Annotated in this window: 17 protein-coding genes; 14 read left to right on the top strand and 3 right to left on the bottom strand. The window is 48.8% G+C overall.

Annotation, left to right across the window (positions count from 1 at the left end; genetic code table 11):
- The first annotated feature begins 47 nt into the window (after positions 1–47).
- Together M8332_RS03925 and M8332_RS03920 are read left to right on the top strand one after the other, a co-directional pair.
- The gene (locus M8332_RS03925) at positions 48–2135 is read left to right on the top strand and encodes a DUF5978 domain-containing protein (RefSeq protein ID WP_252779550.1); all 2088 of its coding nucleotides are present in this window, start codon (positions 48–50) and stop codon (positions 2133–2135) included.
- Positions 2136–2303: 168 nt separating this feature from the next.
- Positions 2304–3074: a (S)-acetoin forming diacetyl reductase gene (locus M8332_RS03920; protein WP_252779549.1), complete on the top strand. Its 771-nt coding sequence runs from the start codon at positions 2304–2306 to the stop codon at positions 3072–3074.
- A gap of 111 nt (positions 3075–3185) precedes the next feature.
- On the opposite strand, the gene M8332_RS07220 is transcribed toward M8332_RS03920, so the two are convergent.
- Complete coding sequence (locus M8332_RS07220; protein WP_353937861.1) at positions 3186–3398, bottom strand: DUF805 domain-containing protein; 213 nt, start codon at positions 3396–3398, stop codon at positions 3186–3188.
- A gap of 269 nt (positions 3399–3667) precedes the next feature.
- Here M8332_RS07220 and M8332_RS03915 point away from each other — a divergent pair, with 269 nt between their 5' ends.
- The 10 genes from M8332_RS03915 to M8332_RS03870 all read left to right on the top strand — a co-directional run bounded on the left by M8332_RS03915 (position 3668) and on the right by M8332_RS03870 (position 11678).
- On the top strand, positions 3668–4966 hold the full coding sequence (locus M8332_RS03915; protein WP_252779548.1) for a Y-family DNA polymerase: 1299 nt from the start codon (positions 3668–3670) through the stop codon (positions 4964–4966).
- A complete protein-coding gene (locus tag M8332_RS03910) occupies positions 4959–5285 on the top strand; it encodes a hypothetical protein (RefSeq protein WP_252779547.1) in 327 nt (108 codons plus the stop codon). The genes M8332_RS03915 and M8332_RS03910 overlap by 8 nt, the downstream gene beginning before the upstream one ends.
- 5 nt (positions 5286–5290) lie before the next feature.
- Positions 5291–5659: a hypothetical protein gene (locus tag M8332_RS03905; protein WP_252779546.1), complete on the top strand. Its 369-nt coding sequence runs from the start codon at positions 5291–5293 to the stop codon at positions 5657–5659.
- A 96-nt stretch (positions 5660–5755) separates the two neighbouring features.
- Positions 5756–6145 (top strand): VOC family protein, encoded by a 390-nt coding sequence (locus tag M8332_RS03900; protein WP_252779545.1) that lies wholly within the window; start codon positions 5756–5758, stop codon positions 6143–6145.
- Between the two features lie 169 nt (positions 6146–6314).
- Complete coding sequence (locus tag M8332_RS03895) at positions 6315–6623, top strand: hypothetical protein (RefSeq protein ID WP_252779544.1); 309 nt, start codon at positions 6315–6317, stop codon at positions 6621–6623.
- Between the two features lie 52 nt (positions 6624–6675).
- Positions 6676–7554 carry a 50S ribosomal protein L11 methyltransferase gene (prmA, locus tag M8332_RS03890; RefSeq protein ID WP_252779543.1) on the top strand — a complete coding sequence of 293 codons (879 nt, stop codon included), beginning with the start codon at positions 6676–6678 and terminating at the stop codon, positions 7552–7554.
- Position 7555: 1 nt separating this feature from the next.
- Positions 7556–8296 carry an RsmE family RNA methyltransferase gene (locus tag M8332_RS03885; protein WP_252779541.1) on the top strand — a complete coding sequence of 247 codons (741 nt, stop codon included), beginning with the start codon at positions 7556–7558 and terminating at the stop codon, positions 8294–8296.
- 62 nt (positions 8297–8358) lie between these two features.
- Positions 8359–10581 carry a RelA/SpoT family protein gene (locus tag M8332_RS03880; RefSeq protein WP_252779540.1) on the top strand — a complete coding sequence of 741 codons (2223 nt, stop codon included), beginning with the start codon at positions 8359–8361 and terminating at the stop codon, positions 10579–10581.
- A 15-nt stretch (positions 10582–10596) separates the two neighbouring features.
- Positions 10597–11049, top strand: a complete 453-nt coding sequence (gene dtd, locus M8332_RS03875; RefSeq protein WP_252779538.1) for a D-aminoacyl-tRNA deacylase — start codon at positions 10597–10599, stop codon at positions 11047–11049.
- Positions 11046–11678 (top strand): HAD-IA family hydrolase, encoded by a 633-nt coding sequence (locus M8332_RS03870; RefSeq protein ID WP_252779536.1) that lies wholly within the window; start codon positions 11046–11048, stop codon positions 11676–11678. The genes dtd and M8332_RS03870 overlap by 4 nt, the downstream gene beginning before the upstream one ends.
- Here M8332_RS03870 and M8332_RS03865 read toward each other — a convergent pair.
- Positions 11649–12521, bottom strand: a complete 873-nt coding sequence (locus M8332_RS03865) for a fructosamine kinase family protein (RefSeq protein ID WP_252779535.1) — start codon at positions 12519–12521, stop codon at positions 11649–11651. The two genes, M8332_RS03870 and M8332_RS03865, sit on opposite strands and share 30 nt — an antisense overlap.
- Before the next feature lie 21 nt (positions 12522–12542).
- The gene (locus M8332_RS03860; protein ID WP_252779533.1) at positions 12543–13391 is read right to left on the bottom strand and encodes an N-acetylmuramoyl-L-alanine amidase family protein; all 849 of its coding nucleotides are present in this window, start codon (positions 13389–13391) and stop codon (positions 12543–12545) included.
- Between the two features lie 394 nt (positions 13392–13785).
- Between M8332_RS03860 and aspS the strand changes: the two genes are divergently transcribed.
- Together aspS and M8332_RS03850 are read left to right on the top strand one after the other, a co-directional pair.
- Positions 13786–15567: an aspartate--tRNA ligase gene (aspS, locus tag M8332_RS03855; protein WP_252780803.1), complete on the top strand. Its 1782-nt coding sequence runs from the start codon at positions 13786–13788 to the stop codon at positions 15565–15567.
- A gap of 95 nt (positions 15568–15662) precedes the next feature.
- The gene (locus M8332_RS03850) at positions 15663–16541 is read left to right on the top strand and encodes a YitT family protein (protein ID WP_252779531.1); all 879 of its coding nucleotides are present in this window, start codon (positions 15663–15665) and stop codon (positions 16539–16541) included.
- Positions 16542–16544 lie beyond the last annotated feature (3 nt).

Here is a 16544-nt window from a genome sequence, read left to right as displayed (position 1 = left end):
GGGCGTTAATGATTTCTTAATAAGTTTAGTTATCGGAGTCCTGTTTTATGAAGTACAAATGGAAAATTATCTTTAGTGGGTTTGTGGTAACCCAGATGTTAGTGGCGTACCCAAAACTGATGAACGCTGACTCGGTGGCTACCCCCGCCGTTAGCGCTGCTACGACTCAGGATCAAATATCTGATCACATTGTCAATGGATCATTTGAAGATCCAGTTTTGGCTGCAAACAGTGTAAGCATCGCTTCACAAGATACGGTCCCTGGGTGGTCAACGACCGCTAGCGATCATGATATTGAGATGATGAACGGAACCGGCGGTAAGTACCATAATTTTAAGGCGGCCGTTGGTAATCAGTGGGCGGAAATTAATGCCAATGAAACTGGGGAATTATATCAAGTAGTTAAATCAACCCCCGGAACGATTATGCACTGGAGTCTATACCACGCTGGTCGAGATCAAACCGATACCATGGCTATCAACATCGGAACGTTAGCTAACCATAGCGCGGTTAGACAAGTCTCTAGTCCTGATCGAACTTGGACGCGGTATGATGGTTACTATGAAGTTCCGGCGGGGCAAACCGAGACGTACTTCGGGTTTAAGAGTGTCGCTAGTAAAGCGCCTTCGTATGGGAACTACATTGATGGGGTAGACTTTAGTGTTTATTCTAAGACCCCAATGCAACCAGTGAATGCTAAGAATGGAGAGGTTATTCCTCCTAGTGAAAATAAATTTGATTTCCCACCGGTTAACGGAAATGAAGGGGATCAAATTACGATTGATCCGAAGAACCTCCCGGATATTCCAGGTTACGATAAACCGACGGCACCGTTTACGGTGACGATTCCGGCAGAAGGAACCCCAATTGACATTCCGTACACACCGACACCGGAACCAGAAACCCCGAGTCAACCGGTGGACCAGAATGGGAACGTGATTCCCCATTCTGGGACCGACTTTCCACAATTCCCGGGTAAACCAGGCGAACAGGTGACGATTGATCCGAAGAACCTTCCTGATATTCCAGGTTACGATAAACCGACGGCACCGTTTACGGTGACGATTCCGGCAGAAGGAACCCCAATTGACATTCCGTACACACCGACACCGGAACTAGAAACCCCGAGTCAACCGGTGGACCAGAATGGGAACGTGATTCCCCATTCTGGGACCGACTTTCCACAATTCCCGGGTAAACCAGGCGAACAGGTGACGATTGATCCGAAGAACCTTCCTGATATTCCTGGTTACGATAAACCGACGGCACCGTTTACGGTGACAATTCCGGCAGAAGGAACCCCAATTGATATTCCGTACACGCCGACACCGGAACCAGAAACCCCGAGTCAACCAGTGGACCAAAATGGGAACGTGATTCCCCATTCTGGGACCGACTTTCCACAATTCCCGGGGAAACCAGGGGAACAGGTGACGATTGATCCGAAGAACCTCCCGGATATTCCTGGTTACGATAAACCGACGGCACCGTTTACGGTGACGATTCCAGCAGAAGGAACCCCAATTGACATTCCGTACACGCCGACACCGGAACCAGAAACCCCGAGTCAACCAGTGGACCAAAATGGGAACGTGATTCCCCATTCTGGGACCGACTTCCCACAATTCCCGGGGAAACCAGGGGAACAGGTGACGATTGATCCGAAGAATCTCCCGGATATTCCGGGTTACGATAAACCGACGGCACCGTTTACGGTGACGATTCCGGCAAACGGATCTCCGATTAACATCCCGTACACGCCCACTGCAGAACCAAAAACGCCAAGTCAACCGGTGGATCAGAATGGAAACGTGATTCCACATCCAGGCATTAACTTCCCGCAGTTCTCTGGCAAACCAGGGGACTGCATCACGATTGATCCAAATATTCTGCCCGATATACCTGGATATGCTAAACCCAAGAGTCCATTTACGGTGACGATTCCAGCTGCCGGAAGGGTGATTAAGTTACCATACATGCGGTCGCTCAAACAACCTGTAGTTAACCAGCACCAGCCTCAGGCGAACCAACCGATGATTCCCCAATTAGGGGATCACCGCTCGCAGTTGGTAATCACAATTGGCTTAGCATTGCTCTTGCTAGCGTTCGTAATGCTATTCTTGTTGGGATCTTAATCGAAAATCGTTTAGTGGTGGAGACTACTAAGCGCTTTTTGGTTTAGGTTTGAATGAGCAGGCAGTAGAAAATGGCGCTCATTTTTATTGTGCAGTGTTGAACAATTAGGAGTATAATCAAAGGGGATTTGTTAATTAAATTTTTAAGCTTAGAAAGTGGAGTAGAAGATGAAAAAAGTTGCCTTAATTACCGGTGCCGGTCAGGGAATTGGTGCCGCCATTGCAAAGCGGTTACATCACGATGGGTTTGCAGTGGCCCTCGTCGGTCGAACCTTAGATAAGGTGGAAAACGTAGCGCATATCATTCAAAAGGATCATGGAGACGCCCTTGCAATCAAAGCTGACGTGGCCAACCGGGAAGAGGTTTTTGCAGCTGTTCAAACTGCCTATGACCACTTTGGTGATTTGAACGTGATGATTAATAACGCGGGGGTTGCTCCCACAACGCCCATTTTAGAGGTCACCCCGGAAGTGCTGGCAGAAGCAGAACGGATTAACGTGGGTGGCACCGTGTGGGGAATTCAAGCGGCGGCGACCATGTTCAAACGGCTCAAGCACGCCGGAAAAATTATTAATGCGTCTTCACAGGCTGGGATGACCGGTAATCCGAATCTAACGGTTTACGGATCCACTAAGTTTGCGATTCGGGGGATTACGGAAACCACGGCAAAGGAGTTAGCCGATGACGGCATCACCGTGAACGCCTTTTGTCCGGGAATTGTCGAAACGCCAATGATGAATGAGATTGCCAAGCAGGTAGCGGAAAAAGCCGGCAAACCATTTGCATGGGGCATGGAACAATTTGCCAAGGACATCGCCTTGAAACGGCTTTCGCAACCAGAAGACGTGGCAGGGTGTGTTTCGTACCTTGCGGGTCCTGATTCTGATTACATGACCGGCCAATCACTCTTGATTGATGGGGGCATGGTCTTTAACTAACTACAATTAAAAAAGCTGATCCAATTTTTTTTTGGATCAGCTTTTTTTAATTCGGCGAGCTTAACGCCACCAACTCCGGCAAGTCCCCGGTAAAATTAACAAAATGAGGAGTCACAAAGTTCCAATCACCAGAATCAACTGAATCCAAAACCACCAACCAGAGTGATTGGAGTCGTGGAGCCGGCCCCTGGTAACAAAAAGCTGACCCACCCGGGCGAGGGCAACCAGAATCAGATAAACATCCGAAGCTACTTGCCCCAAAAGTGTATCTGCTAGGTTAGTAATTAGCCAGGCCGGGATTAACGCGAATAGGTAGTTAAAAATTAGGGGAATTCAGAACGCAATTAACGTTGCTGTTCCGGAAAAGTTAAAGGGGTTGTGCCCAAAATTTCGATAGGCTTTAAACATGCTCCGCCTCCTGCAAACTGGGTTTATGGTTAGTTGGGCTTCATAATTACGTACGGACTACGCCGGCACTTGTAGGATGAATCTAATTTCGTTAGATCAAAGTTGGTCAAAGGAAAAACACGTTTACAAACAGCACTAAGCACAGTACAATAATAACCGAACAAGTGTTCGGGAGGTGTGCGAACGTGAATTATCAAACCGAACCCCGCGGGGTTTATCTCTTCATTGATAACAAATCTTTTTATGCTAGTTGTGAATGTGTGGCCCGGGGCCTAAACCCGTTAACTGCGGTTCTCTGTGTTATGTCAGAAACCGCCAGTACGAACGGTGGCTTAATTCTAGCAGCCTCACCACGGGCGAAACAGTTATTTGGGTTGCATAACGTGAACCGCCAGTACGAGCTCCCCCATGACGAACGCCTCTTGTTAGTGCCACCACGAATGAATTTTTATCTGCAACAAAACTTAAAAATCAACCGGATTTTTAGTGAATTTGCCGCTGAAGCAGACATTTTACCATATTCGATTGATGAATCGCTGTTAGACGTTACGCATTCGTGGCAGCTAGCTGGGAATACGGTTCGCGAGGTTGCCGAACGGATTCAACGGGAAGTGCGTCGACGCTTAGGACTGTACGTTACGGTTGGGATTGGTGATAATCCGGTCCAGGCCAAGTTAGCACTTGATTTATATGCGAAACATGCTGCTGATTTAATTGGCGAGATTCACTATCAAGATGTGCCCACGAAGATTTGGACCATTCGGGATTTAACTGCCGTATGGGGAATTGGAACCCGGCAGGCGCAGCGACTACACCGCTTGGGCATTAATTCGATGGCGGATTTAGCTGCGGCGAATCCGTATGCACTACAACAAGAACTTGGCATCATCGGCTCTCAGTTATTTGCGACCGCCTGGGGCATCGATCGTAGTAATCTCCACGAACAATATCGACCCCGGCACCGGAGTTATAGTAACGGACAGGTACTTCCCCGTGATTACTGGCAGGCTGCTGAGTTAGAAGTAGTTTTAAAGGAACTCGCGGAGCAAGTTGCTGCCCGAATTCGCGCGCACCAACTGCAAGCAGGGTCGGTCGCCCTTAGCCTAGGGTTAGCCACTGCAAGCCGAACGGCGGGAGTACGTGGTCGGTTAGCCAAAACTCGTCGGATTGCTGCTACCGACCAAACGGCCGATTTGACGGCGACCGTGTTGGCTCTGTTTCATGAACTCTGGCAGGGTGAGGGGATTCGGCGGATTAACTTGGCGTATGGTGATTTAACCAAGGCCACCGGAATGCAGTTAGAGCTATTAGCCAATAATCAGCAACGGGTGAGACGACAGCGATTAACGCAAGTAACCGATCAAATCCGGCAACGCTTTGGGGTCAGTGCCATCTTTCACCCGCACAGCCTGTGTCCAGGTGGGACTGCGCTGCAACGTGCTGGACTAGTTGGGGGTCACAGTGGGGGAAATAGTTATGAATAAACAGTGGCTTCGGCACCAGGCTAACCAGCTCATTCAGCAAATCGGACGGGAATTTCACCCGCAACACGGGATGCGGTATTTACTGGTGATCGTTAGAGATCCCTATGCTCAGCGCTTTAATTGGTTTTTAAACGTTCAACATCCACATCAAAATCAGCGGTCGCACCCAATTGGGGTGGTACCAACCCTTGATTTACCAACCCTAGAAGCAGTTCAATACTTAGTCCGCCGGCGGTATCAATTTACGGTTGTCTATCGAAACTTTAACCAGCTGCGGTGGCCAACGACGGGCCAGTTAATTAGCCGGTCCAGGAGGTGATGTCAATGGCAATGGATGAACGACTAGCAGAACAGTTTTTCGCCCATGATTATCATGACCGGGGGATTCAGAAATGGCAGGGCTATTTTTTATCTGATCATACTCAATTATTACACCAACAACGCTGTACGGCGGTGCAACAGCAAAGGTGGGCACAACTGCCTCCTTCCGAACCAGTGCAAGTAGTGCAGACGCTCCAGCAGGCCTATCGGCATAACCAAGTGGTGACGATTACCTGGCAGCAATTCAGTGGCTTTGAAGCTCACTATCAGCAAATCCAGGGGAGAATTACCGGTTGGCAGGCAGGCAGGCTGCGGATTGGGCAGCAGTTTATTCCTCTCAATACCGTGTTAAAGTGTGATGTAAAAAAGTAGGGAGGGACCCTTTATTCTTGAAAAAAAGTAGCTTATAATGATGGTGTTCACAGTTTCACATAGTTGACATGAACTAAACCTAAAGGAGAGATAAAAATGGCATTAGATAATTACTTTACCGGAATTCAACACGTTGGAATTCCAGCCACAGACTTAGATGAAACGGTTGCTTTTTACGAAAAATTAGGCTTTGAAAAGGCCGGTGAATTTTTATACCAAGGTAATCGGTGTGCATTTATGAAGTACGGTAACTTATTGATTGAAACGTGGGAAGGTGACGAAACCGCGAAAGTTGATGGAGCCATTAACCACATCTCATTAAACACTACGGATGCCGCTGCTGCTTTACAAGCAGCCAAGCAAATGGATTTAAACTTAATTGACACGGAAATTCAAACTCGGCCATTCTGGGACAAGGGAATTAAGTTCTTCAACATCTATGGTCCGAACCACGAAAAAATTGAATTCTGTGAAATTGTAAAATAAGGGAATTCCAGAAAGCAGGCGTAGTCAATACGCCTGCTTTTTTCTGAGTTGGGTGCATTGTTTTTAATGATTATTAGGTAAATTAAATAAATCTCCTTGCCATTTTCAGATTGCTCCAGTACCATGGATAATAGGTTTAGACGAATTTTGGAAAATGGAGGTGGATAACGTGTTAGCAATGACGAAAAAGTTTTTGCGGGACAATGGTTATCATTACAAAAAGGGTTACATCCGCCCATTAATGACTCCAGAGAGTGTGTACATTTTCCGGTTTGGGAAAGATGAATTGAATAACCGGATTATTTTACGTTATGGACACGGATGGACAGGACGCCAAAAAATTAAGGAAATTGACTTGCGCTTACACAAGCAAAAACATCCGCGGATTTTCAAAACCGAGCGGATCCTGTTGAAGTATTTGAAGTCACATCTTCCGTATCACGAAGCGAAGCTGCAAAAAGCGAAAGAAGAACATTAACAAGTGAAGCATCCTCAACAGGATGCTTCTTTTTGTCAGAAGGGAAGCACACATGAGTTTAACCAAGATTCAAGTAACCACCACGAATGAAGCCGTCGCAGCGGTTAGTAATTTGCTAGTTGAGTTAGGTGCCCAAGGGATTCAAATTGAGGATCAATTACCGGGGGACCAAGTGGTCGTGGAGACGTATGTAGCTGCAGATGTTGACATCCAACCGTTGCTTGACCGCATTCAGCAAGCCTTAGCCCAGTTTGCCGATTATGGCCTTGATGCGGGAGCCGCAACGGTCACCACGCAACAAGTTGATGATCGCTGGACCACCGAGTGGGAGCATTATTATCATGCCGAACGGATTACGCGCTATCTAACGGTGGTTCCCAACTGGGAGGATTATCAGCAAAACCAACGTGATCAGCAGCTGATTCGCTTGGATCCCGGGATGGCCTTTGGAACGGGAACGCATCCAACGACCAAACTAGCGCTCCAAGCCTTAGAAATGAGCCTGCGGGGTGGTGAAACGCTCTTTGACGTGGGGACTGGATCAGGCGTGCTCAGTATTGGGGCTCGTTTATTAGGTGCCGGTGCCATTCGGGCTTTTGATAATGATCCGGTGGCGGTCGCTTCTGCCCAGCAAAATGTGGCCGCGAACTCCGGGATGCAAGATATTGAGGTCGCCACCAATAGTCTCCTTGATGGCATTTTGGGGACGGTGGATGTCATTGTTGCAAACATGTTAGCAGAAGTGTTGCATGCCTTGCTCCCACAGGTGCCGAGCCATTTAACGGAAACTGGACAGCTAATTTTATCGGGAATTTATGCTGATCAATTGGCGGGCATTCTAGCCCAACTGGACTCCCTAAAGCTAGACGTTCAGCTAACGCTGGCGCACGAGAACTGGCGGGCCTTGGTAGTAAAACGGAAAGGACAATAACGTGCAACATTATTTTAGTGAACGTCCCTTAACGGTGGGCGAAGAAGTCCCGTTATCCGCAGAAATTAAGCAACACTGGTTGCGGGTCTTACGCGCTACCATAGGAACGCAGGCCGAGTTTGTGGATGACCAGCAGCAGGTCTTTGTGGGCGAACTGGTCGATGAGCAGCAGGGCATAATTAAAATTGTGGCTGCAACCACGCAGAATGTCGAACTGCCGGTGGCGGTCACCATTGCCTGTGGCTTACCGAAAAGTGGGAAAGCCGAGTTAATTGTGCAGAAAGCTACGGAACTCGGAGCGCAAACCATTATCTTCGTCCCAACCGATTGGTCGGTCGCAAAGTGGTCCCAGAAGGCCACTAAAAAGATTGCGCGTTTACAAAAAATTGCGCGCAGTGCGGCCGAACAGTCGCATCGAAACGTGATTCCGGAAGTTCGGTACTACGAAAACCTGACGGCGTTACAGACGGTGGCGGCAGACGCAGACCAGCGGGTAATAGCATATGAAGAAGCAGCCAAACAGGGGGAGACCAGTCGGCTAGTGCAACTGGGCACGCAGCTTCACCCGGGCGACCGAGTGATAGCCCTCTTTGGTCCTGAAGGGGGCCTGCGCCTTGAGGAAGTTCAGGACTTACAAGCCACTGGGTTTCAGGTGGTCGGCTTAGGCCCCCGGATTCTACGCACGGAATCGGCACCGTTGTACTTTTTGAGTGCCATTTCTGTACTTTCCGAACTTAAATGATAAAATATGATTAAAATAACTTAAATCACGAATGATCTGATGATTAAATGGAGGTGACAACGATGGCAAGCCTCAAACAATGGCAACCAGCTGAGGTATTTACTAAAATTCAAAGTGAAATGAGCCCTGACCAGGTCGCAATGGTTAAGCGCGCGTACCAAGTTGCTCGGCACGCGCATGGAACGAAGCAACGGGATTCGGGGGAGCGTTACATTGATCACTCGACGAACGTGGCTGGGATTTTAGCGGACCTTAATATGGATGCCGTGGCCATCACCGCCGGTTTTTTGCACGATGTGGTTGAGGATAGTGACATGCAATTGATTGACGTCCGCGAGCAGTTTGGTGCTGACGTGGCCCTGATTGTCGACGGGGTTACTAAGATTAGTAAGATTAAGTATAACTCGAGTCGGGAAGCGCTGGCGGAAAACTACCGGAAGTTACTGCTAGTGATGTGCAAGGACATTCGCGTGATGATTGTGAAACTTGCCGACCGAATGGATAACATGGATACGTTGGGCGCCCTTTCCGCCGACTTTCAAGCGCGGTTTGCCAAAGAAACCCTTGATGTTTATGCGCCCATCGCCGACCGCCTGGGGATGGGAACCGTAAAGTGGGAACTGCAGGATATGGCGTTACGCTATCTGAATCCCGAAGCCTACTACCAAATTGCGCATTCGATGAAGTCGAAACGAAACGAGCGGGAATCTTACATTCAGGATGCCATTCGCGAAGTGCGCCGGGCCATTGCGGACTATCACATTCCAGCGGAAATTTACGGGCGGCCCAAGCACCTCTATTCCATTTACAAAAAAATGGTTGACAAGCACAAAAAGTTTGAAGAAATTTACGATCTGTCAGCCATTCGAATTATCGTGGACACGGTTAAGGATTGCTATGCCATTTTAGGCGCAGTGCACGCGAAGTGGCCCCCGATGCCGGGACGGTTTAAGGATTACATTGCCATGCCCAAACCCAACCTCTACCAGTCGTTGCATACAACTGTGATTGGACCGGAAGGCAAACCACTGGAGATTCAAATCCGGACCAAAGAGATGCACCGCATTGCAGAGTATGGGGTTGCAGCCCACTGGGCCTACAAACAGGGGCAAACGGACGTCGTTGCCAATGATGACAATAACGTGCAGTTAAACTGGTTTAAAAAGATTATTGAAATTCAAGAAGAAACCGATAATGCGGCTGACTTTATGGACAGTGTCCAAGGGGAACTGTTTAGTGACCACGTATATGCCTTTACGCCGAACGGCGATGTGTTAGAACTCCCCCAGGGAGCGGGTCCGCTCGATATGGCATATGCCATTCATACGCAAGTGGGTCATCGTGCCACGGGGGCCCGCGTAAACGGCAAAATGGTGTCGCTTGATTACCAGATTAAAAACGGGGACATCGTGGAAATTATTACCGCTGCGAACGCGACGGGCCCTGGAAAGAACTGGTTAGATTTGGTGCACACCAGTAGTGCCAAGCACAAGATTAATCAGTTTTTCAAAAAGCAAAACCGGGAGGATAACATTAAAGCTGGGACCGAACTCCTGCATAATCAGCTGGCGGAAACGGGGTACGCGCCGAACGAACTATTGACGCCCGAAAACTGGGAACGGGTGCTCAACGAACTCCATTACCGGACGGAGGATGACCTGTTGGCCGCCCTTGGCTTTGGGGACGTTCACGCGGTGGGAGTAGCTAACCGCTTTACCAGTGAAATTCGGGATGAACAACAAAAGGAACGGGAACACCAGACTGAACAAGAGCTCCTGGAACACTCTCAGACGTTATCAACGAAAAAAAGCACGTCCCAACCCCGGGGAAACCGGCCGGCTGATAACGTGGCGGTCGATGGGATTGATAACGTGTTGGTGCGGTTAAGTCACTGTTGTTTGCCCCTTCCTGGTGATGAAATTGTCGGTTACATCACCAAGGGACGGGGGATCTCGATTCACCGGGTTAACTGTAATAATTTTAGTAACGCCGAGCCTGGCCGAATCATTGCGGCCCACTGGCGGGAAGTTGAAAATAATCAGGTTAATTATCCAGCCAAGTTACGCTTTGAAGCTGATAACCGCAATGGAGTGTTAAACGATGTCATTAAACGGTTTAATAACAGTCCTGCCCAGTTAACGTCGATTAACGGGCGCGTTCACGATGACACGGGTGTGACCATTGATGCCGTTGTGGATGTTCACAATGTTGCTCAAGTTGAGCAGGTAATGGAAACCGTTAAGATGGTTCCCGGAGTGGCGACCGCCGAACGAGTTTTAAACTAAAGGAGTTAATTAACTATGAAGTTAGTATTACAACGAGTCCAGCGGGCTACGGTGCGGATTGACGACCAGGTGGTGGGAGCCATTCAGACGGGCTTATTAATTTTTGTCGGTGCCGAAGCTGGGGACGACGAGGTTACGGCCCAACGGCTGGCCGCCAAAGTGGCTAAACTACGAGTTTTTGCCGATGAGGCGGGGAAAATGAATCGCAACATTATGCAAGCAAAGGGCGCAATTCTCTCTGTTTCGCAGTTTACACTTTTAGCTGATTTACACCACGGGAATCGGCCGTCATTTCAAGCCGCAGGAGATCCACAAGCAGCTTACCAAGTTTACACCGCCTTTAATGAGGCACTGGGAGCCCAGGGACTATCAGTGGCCACCGGGCAGTTTGGAGCGGATATGCAGGTGGAGCTCGTAAATGATGGGCCGGCCACGTTCCTGTTGAATGATCGGGAGTCTGCACAATGATTAACTTACTTTGGGATTTTGATGGGACCCTGTTTGATACGTATCCATACATGGTAAGTGCGTTTACAAAGGCGCTCCAACGGGTTGGTATTGATGAATTTGAAATTGATGGGGACGAAATCTATCGGCAAATGCGGGGGCATTCCCTTAATTCGGCCATTACGAAGTTTAGCGCCCGTTTCCATGTTGACCCGCAGCAGTTGCAAACTGCTTATCGGGAGTTTGAAGCCCTAGAAATTCAGCTAGCCCAGCCGTTTGCGGGCGCGCCTGCAGCACTTCAAGCGGTAGTTAAGCATGGGGGTCAGAACGGGTTGGTAACCCATCGCGATCAAGCGGCGGTCACGTTACTGGCTCAGGCCAATTTAACCTCCTTGTTGACCGGGGTCGTGACCCGTGAACAAGGATTTCCACGCAAGCCGGATCCGACGGCCCTGCAGTTCTTACTGGACCAAATGCAATTGGATCCCGCACAGACGGCGTTTGTGGGGGATCGTAAACTAGATGTGGATGCCGCCAATCGGGCAGGAATTAAGTCGATTTTGTTTGACCCGGATTATGTAATTGAAATCCCGGGGACGCCTAGCGTTACCATTCATGATTTAACTGAATTGTTGCCCCTCATTCAATAGTTTTGAACTGATTTGGTCAAGATAAGTACCGTAGCTCTCACCAAAGAGGACGACGTGCATCAAAACGTAGTAAAAGCGATACCAAGGTAAGCGAGCTTCTATTCCCGGACGGCATGGGTAGACTGATTGATAGCCACTGTAAAACGCGGCGGTAAAGCCCCCAAAGACGGTGGTAATCCCGAGATCAAATTCACGGTCACCATAATAAACATCCGGATCAATGAGCAGGGGCTGGTGCTGGTGGTTAAAGAGCGCATTCCCTGCCCATAGATCCCCATGTAAGAGGCTTGCTTTAATTCCATGAGTGGTTGCATAAGCTTGCAGTTGCTGTTTAATCAGAGTTAAAGCCGCGGAACGGGGTTGGTTCCAGCGGCCTTTTTGCTGGGCTAACTGCGCCAGCGGCTGTAACCGTTGCTGAATAAAAAAGGTCGCCCAGTTACTTTGCCACTGATTAACCTTTGGAAACCGCCCTAAGCGAAAATCATGGTCGAGACCAAAGCGCTGTTCTTGTTGCTGGTGAACGTGGGCCAGCATTTGACCAAGCTCAAACTGGTCACCGTTGCCAGTTTCAATCCATTGCAAGATCAGATAACCATCCGTTTCAATCTCGCCACTCGCAATCACGGTTGGCACGGTGGCGACTTGGCCAATTAAGTCTAACCCTTCCACTTCATGATCAAAAAAGGCTTTACCACGTCCTGGTTGGACCTTTAAAAAGTACCGGGCACCGCGCTTGGTGGTCAGCTGGTAGGCCTCATTAATGTCCCCACCAGAAACGGGAGTAACGGTCTGGAGCTCCTGCAGGGGCAGTTGTTGTAACCAAGCAGGCGTTAGTTTTTTCATGGAAACCTCCTAGGGATTAGTTTAGTAGTTAGTCTTGAGATAGCGTTGCAAGCCCGCGGTTACCTCGTTCGCAACCCTTTGTTGGTAAGCTTTGCTTTTAATTTTTTGAAAGTCCGTTTGGTTATTGATGTACCCCATTTCTAATAAAACGGCTGGCACGGTCGTGTCCCGAATGACGAGATAATCGCCAAATTGAACGCCCTTATTTTCTAAACCAAGGCCGGTTAGTTGCAGATTAACCGCTTGCGCCAGTTGTTTAGAGTGGCCCGGATGGTAGTAATAGGTCGTGAATCCGGAAGCTGATCCCGGCACGGTGGAGGAGTCAAAGTGAAAACTCACAAAGAGGTTGGCCTGCGCCTTAGTTGCAAAGCCCGGTCGCCGCTTTAACGCCACTGTTTGGTCGTGATCACGAACCATGGTAACGTTTGTCCCCGCCGCGCGTAAGCGCGCCGCAACTTGTCGTGCGAGGGCTAAGGTGTAGCGTTTTTCTGGTTGGTTCGAATTAGAGAGGGCGCCGGAGTCAGACCCTCCGTGACCAGGGTCTAAAACAATGCTCGCTTCCGCCAGTGGACCAGCGGTTTTGAGGTGGGGATGACCGCTTAATAACCAGTTCGGCACCCAACCAATTTTTTGGTGTTGATAGACAACTTGGGCCCACTGGTGTTTTTTGGTAATGATTTGCACCCGATCGCCCCGGTTAACAGTTCCAATGGTAGTGGTAGCTAAGTTGGGGCCGGCTTTAATTTGGAGGTTATTCGTGTGAACGGCGACGTTGTTTCGTAAGAGCATGATGCCGATAATGAGACAGGTACAGCAGGTTACGACCAGGGTAAAGGCCAACCCACGGCGATTTCTGATTGTAAAGGGCATGATTTTTCCTCACTACTTCCTAAAGTACTAGTTAATTAACATCATATAACTTTTTCGGGATTCTAGCAGTAAATCCAGCGGATCTCCTTGACTTTCTCCCGGTTTTTGATTAGGGTAAAATTGTTAGAAATAGTTCAATGATAACGAAGAGTACCGGGAAAGGCCGTTTCTCAGAAAGCGTTCGGGAGTGCAAGAACGTAGCGGGCGTTCCGGAAAGACACGTTTAGGACTGGTTTAATTAAAAATGAAAACCTCATGAAGTAATAAAAAAAGGTGGTACCGTGCACTTGCGCCCTTGGAGCAATTTCGCACGGTTTTTTTCTGGCGTCAGGAAGGCTAAGTCGTAGTTGGAACGACGGCCCGATTAATTGCTGGATTGGAAAGGATGATAATGATGAAACGAACTACATATGCTGGGAAGGTCAACGAACAGGATTTAGACCAAACGGTGACGTTGGATGGTTGGATTGCCAAAAAACGAAACCTCGGGAGCTTAATGTTTATTGATCTTCGCGATCGAGCCGGAATTGTTCAGTTGGTCTTTAACGAACATGAGAATCCGGCGGCTTTTCAAGTGGCCGAAACGGCAAAAAATGAATTTGTGCTCGAAGTTACGGGAAAAGTGGTTGCCCGGGCGGAAACGGAAGTTAATCCCGAGCTATATACGGGGAAGGTGGAAGTCCATGTGACGGCGGCCCAGATTTTGAGTACCTCCAAGCCAGTCCCCTTTGAAATTAAGGACGACACCAACGCTAACGATGACTTGCGATTGAAGTATCGGTATCTGGATCTGCGGCGTCCAGAGATGCAACGGGGGCTCTTGGTCAGAAACCGGATTTTACAGGCAACGCACCGCTACCTAGATCAAAACGGCTTTATTGACATTGAAACACCAGATTTAACGGCATCAACTCCGGAAGGAGCGCGGGACTACTTGGTGCCATCACGGGTGTATCCCGGTTCCTTTTATGCCTTACCACAATCCCCCCAGCAGTTTAAACAAATGCTGATGGGAGCCGGTTTCGATCGCTACTATCAAATTGCACGCTGCTTTCGGGATGAGGACTTACGTGGAGACCGGCAACCCGAATTCACGCAGATTGACTTAGAAACGTCCTTTATGAGTGCCGAAGATATCCAAGCCATAACAGAAGGCCTGATTAAAGAGGTCATGAAGGACGCCGTTGGTTACGACGTCAAACTGCCATTTGACCGGATTACGTGGCAAGAATCCATGGATCGCTTTGGGACGGATCAGCCTGACACCCGATTTGGAATGGAGCTAAAGGATGTTTCGGACCTAGTGGCCGATTCTGACTTCAAAGTGTTTAGTTCGGCAGTTGCTGCCGGAGGCCAAGTCAAAGCAATTGCCGTCCCCGGGGGAGCAGATCAGTACTCTCGCAAAGACATTGATCGGTATACCGATTACGTAAAGCGGTTTGGTGCGAAGGGACTGGCCTGGCTGAAGGTTACAGCGGATGGATTTGCTGGCCCCATCGCAAAGTTCTTTAAGGATACTGACCAAGTTGCGGCGCTTGAAGCACAAACGGGCGCCCAACCCGGCGATTTAGTGCTCTTTGCTGCTGACCGAGCTAAGGTCGTGGCTGATACACTTGGATACCTGCGGGTGGCGATTGGAAAGGAACAAGACCTGATTCCAGCTGACCAGTATAACTTCTTATGGGTCGTTGATTGGCCGTTGTTTGAATATGATGAGGGGGCACAACGCTGGACCGCCGCTCACCACCCGTTCACGATGCCAAATGTCGGCGATGAACATTATTTGGATGAGGGCGAAGATCCCCACCAGGCGCACGCACAGAGTTATGACATCATCTTAAATGGACTAGAACTCGGGGGTGGCTCAATCCGGATTCACACCCGGGAGTTACAGGAGAAGATGTTTCGGGCCCTCGGCTTTACGCCAGAAAGCGCCAACGCCCAGTTTGGGTACTTTTTGCGGGCCTTAGACTATGGGTTTCCGCCACACGGTGGCTTGGCAATCGGTTTAGATCGGTTTGCGCGGCTGTTAGCCCGGCGGGGCAACATTCGTGATGTAATCGCCTTTCCGAAGAATTCGAAGGCCATTGATCCGTTAACGAGTGCCCCAACGCCCGTTGCACCCAAACAACTTGATGAATTAGGAATTGAAGTGGAAAAACCAACTGATAAATAAAGCTAAAGGGGGACGTTACGCGCAATGCGTGGCTTCCTTTTTTCGTGTTATACTATGATGGAATAATTACAAGAATTGAAATTAGAGGGTTGTTTATGGACGATGTACACAAAGTCATTCGCCGGCACCAAATTATTACGAAGCTATCAACCGCGTTTATTTATGCGACGTTAGTTTCGATTGCGATGAATTTCTTCTGGACGCCGGGGCACATTTATTCCTCTGGAATTACCGGATTTGCCCAGTTACTTAACACGGTTTCGCAGCGGTACCTGCCGTTTACCTTGTCAACGGCCCTAGCACTACTACTGCTGAACCTCCCGCTTCTACTATTAGCTTGGAAACAAATCGGGCACCAGTTTGCCATCTTTACCTTTATTTCGGTTTTGCTCGCTAGTTTTATGATTAAAATTTTGCACCCGCTAACCCTGACATCCGACCCGTTGATTTGTGCCCTCTTTGGGGGAGCTGTCAACGGATTTGGGACCGGATTAGCCCTGAAAAATCAGATTTCCACTGGGGGATTGGATATCCTTGGGATTGTGATTCAACGAAAAACGGGGCATTCGATTGGAAACATCAACATTCTCTTTAACTCGTTGATTATTCTGTCAGCCGGGTTCATGTACGGATGGCCGTATGCCTTTTATTCTGCAATTGGATTGTTTGTTAATGCGAAAGTAATGGATTTAACCTATACTAGACAGCAACGGATGCAGGTGATGATCGTGACGGATTTTCCAAAAACAGTCGTAGATAGCATTCAAAATCACATGCGACGCGGGATTACGATTGTCCATGACGCGGAAGGGGCCTATCACCATGACCGTAAAGCAATCCTCTTTACCGTAATTTCTCGATATGAAAAGAATGAACTGGATGCAGCGCTCCACGAATCTGATCCCCATGCGTTTGCAGTGGCAGTGGACGTGGATGAGGTGTTTGGACACTTTTACGAAAGTAAACCGAAATAACGA

This window comes from Fructilactobacillus ixorae, from assembly GCF_024029915.1.
GTDB lineage: Bacteria > Bacillota > Bacilli > Lactobacillales > Lactobacillaceae > Fructilactobacillus > Fructilactobacillus ixorae.
The sequence above is the reverse complement of the archived record's forward strand: the minus strand, read 5'-3'. Positions and strand labels throughout refer to the sequence as shown.

Coding starts and splice junctions, on each gene's coding strand:
- M8332_RS03925 (WP_252779550.1), top strand. CDS start 48: ATGAAGTACAAATGGAAAATTATCTTTAGTGGGTTTGTGGTAACCCAG.
- M8332_RS03920 (WP_252779549.1), top strand. CDS start 2,304: ATGAAAAAAGTTGCCTTAATTACCGGTGCCGGTCAGGGAATTGGTGCC.
- M8332_RS03910 (WP_252779547.1), top strand. CDS start 4,959: ATGAATAAACAGTGGCTTCGGCACCAGGCTAACCAGCTCATTCAGCAA.
- M8332_RS03905 (WP_252779546.1), top strand. CDS start 5,291: ATGGCAATGGATGAACGACTAGCAGAACAGTTTTTCGCCCATGATTAT.
- M8332_RS03900 (WP_252779545.1), top strand. CDS start 5,756: ATGGCATTAGATAATTACTTTACCGGAATTCAACACGTTGGAATTCCA.
- prmA (WP_252779543.1), top strand. CDS start 6,676: ATGAGTTTAACCAAGATTCAAGTAACCACCACGAATGAAGCCGTCGCA.
- M8332_RS03880 (WP_252779540.1), top strand. CDS start 8,359: ATGGCAAGCCTCAAACAATGGCAACCAGCTGAGGTATTTACTAAAATT.
- dtd (WP_252779538.1), top strand. CDS start 10,597: ATGAAGTTAGTATTACAACGAGTCCAGCGGGCTACGGTGCGGATTGAC.
- M8332_RS03870 (WP_252779536.1), top strand. CDS start 11,046: ATGATTAACTTACTTTGGGATTTTGATGGGACCCTGTTTGATACGTAT.
- M8332_RS03865 (WP_252779535.1), bottom strand. CDS start 12,521: ATGAAAAAACTAACGCCTGCTTGGTTACAACAACTGCCCCTGCAGGAG.
- M8332_RS03860 (WP_252779533.1), bottom strand. CDS start 13,391: ATGCCCTTTACAATCAGAAATCGCCGTGGGTTGGCCTTTACCCTGGTC.
- aspS (WP_252780803.1), top strand. CDS start 13,786: ATGAAACGAACTACATATGCTGGGAAGGTCAACGAACAGGATTTAGAC.
- M8332_RS03850 (WP_252779531.1), top strand. CDS start 15,663: ATGGACGATGTACACAAAGTCATTCGCCGGCACCAAATTATTACGAAG.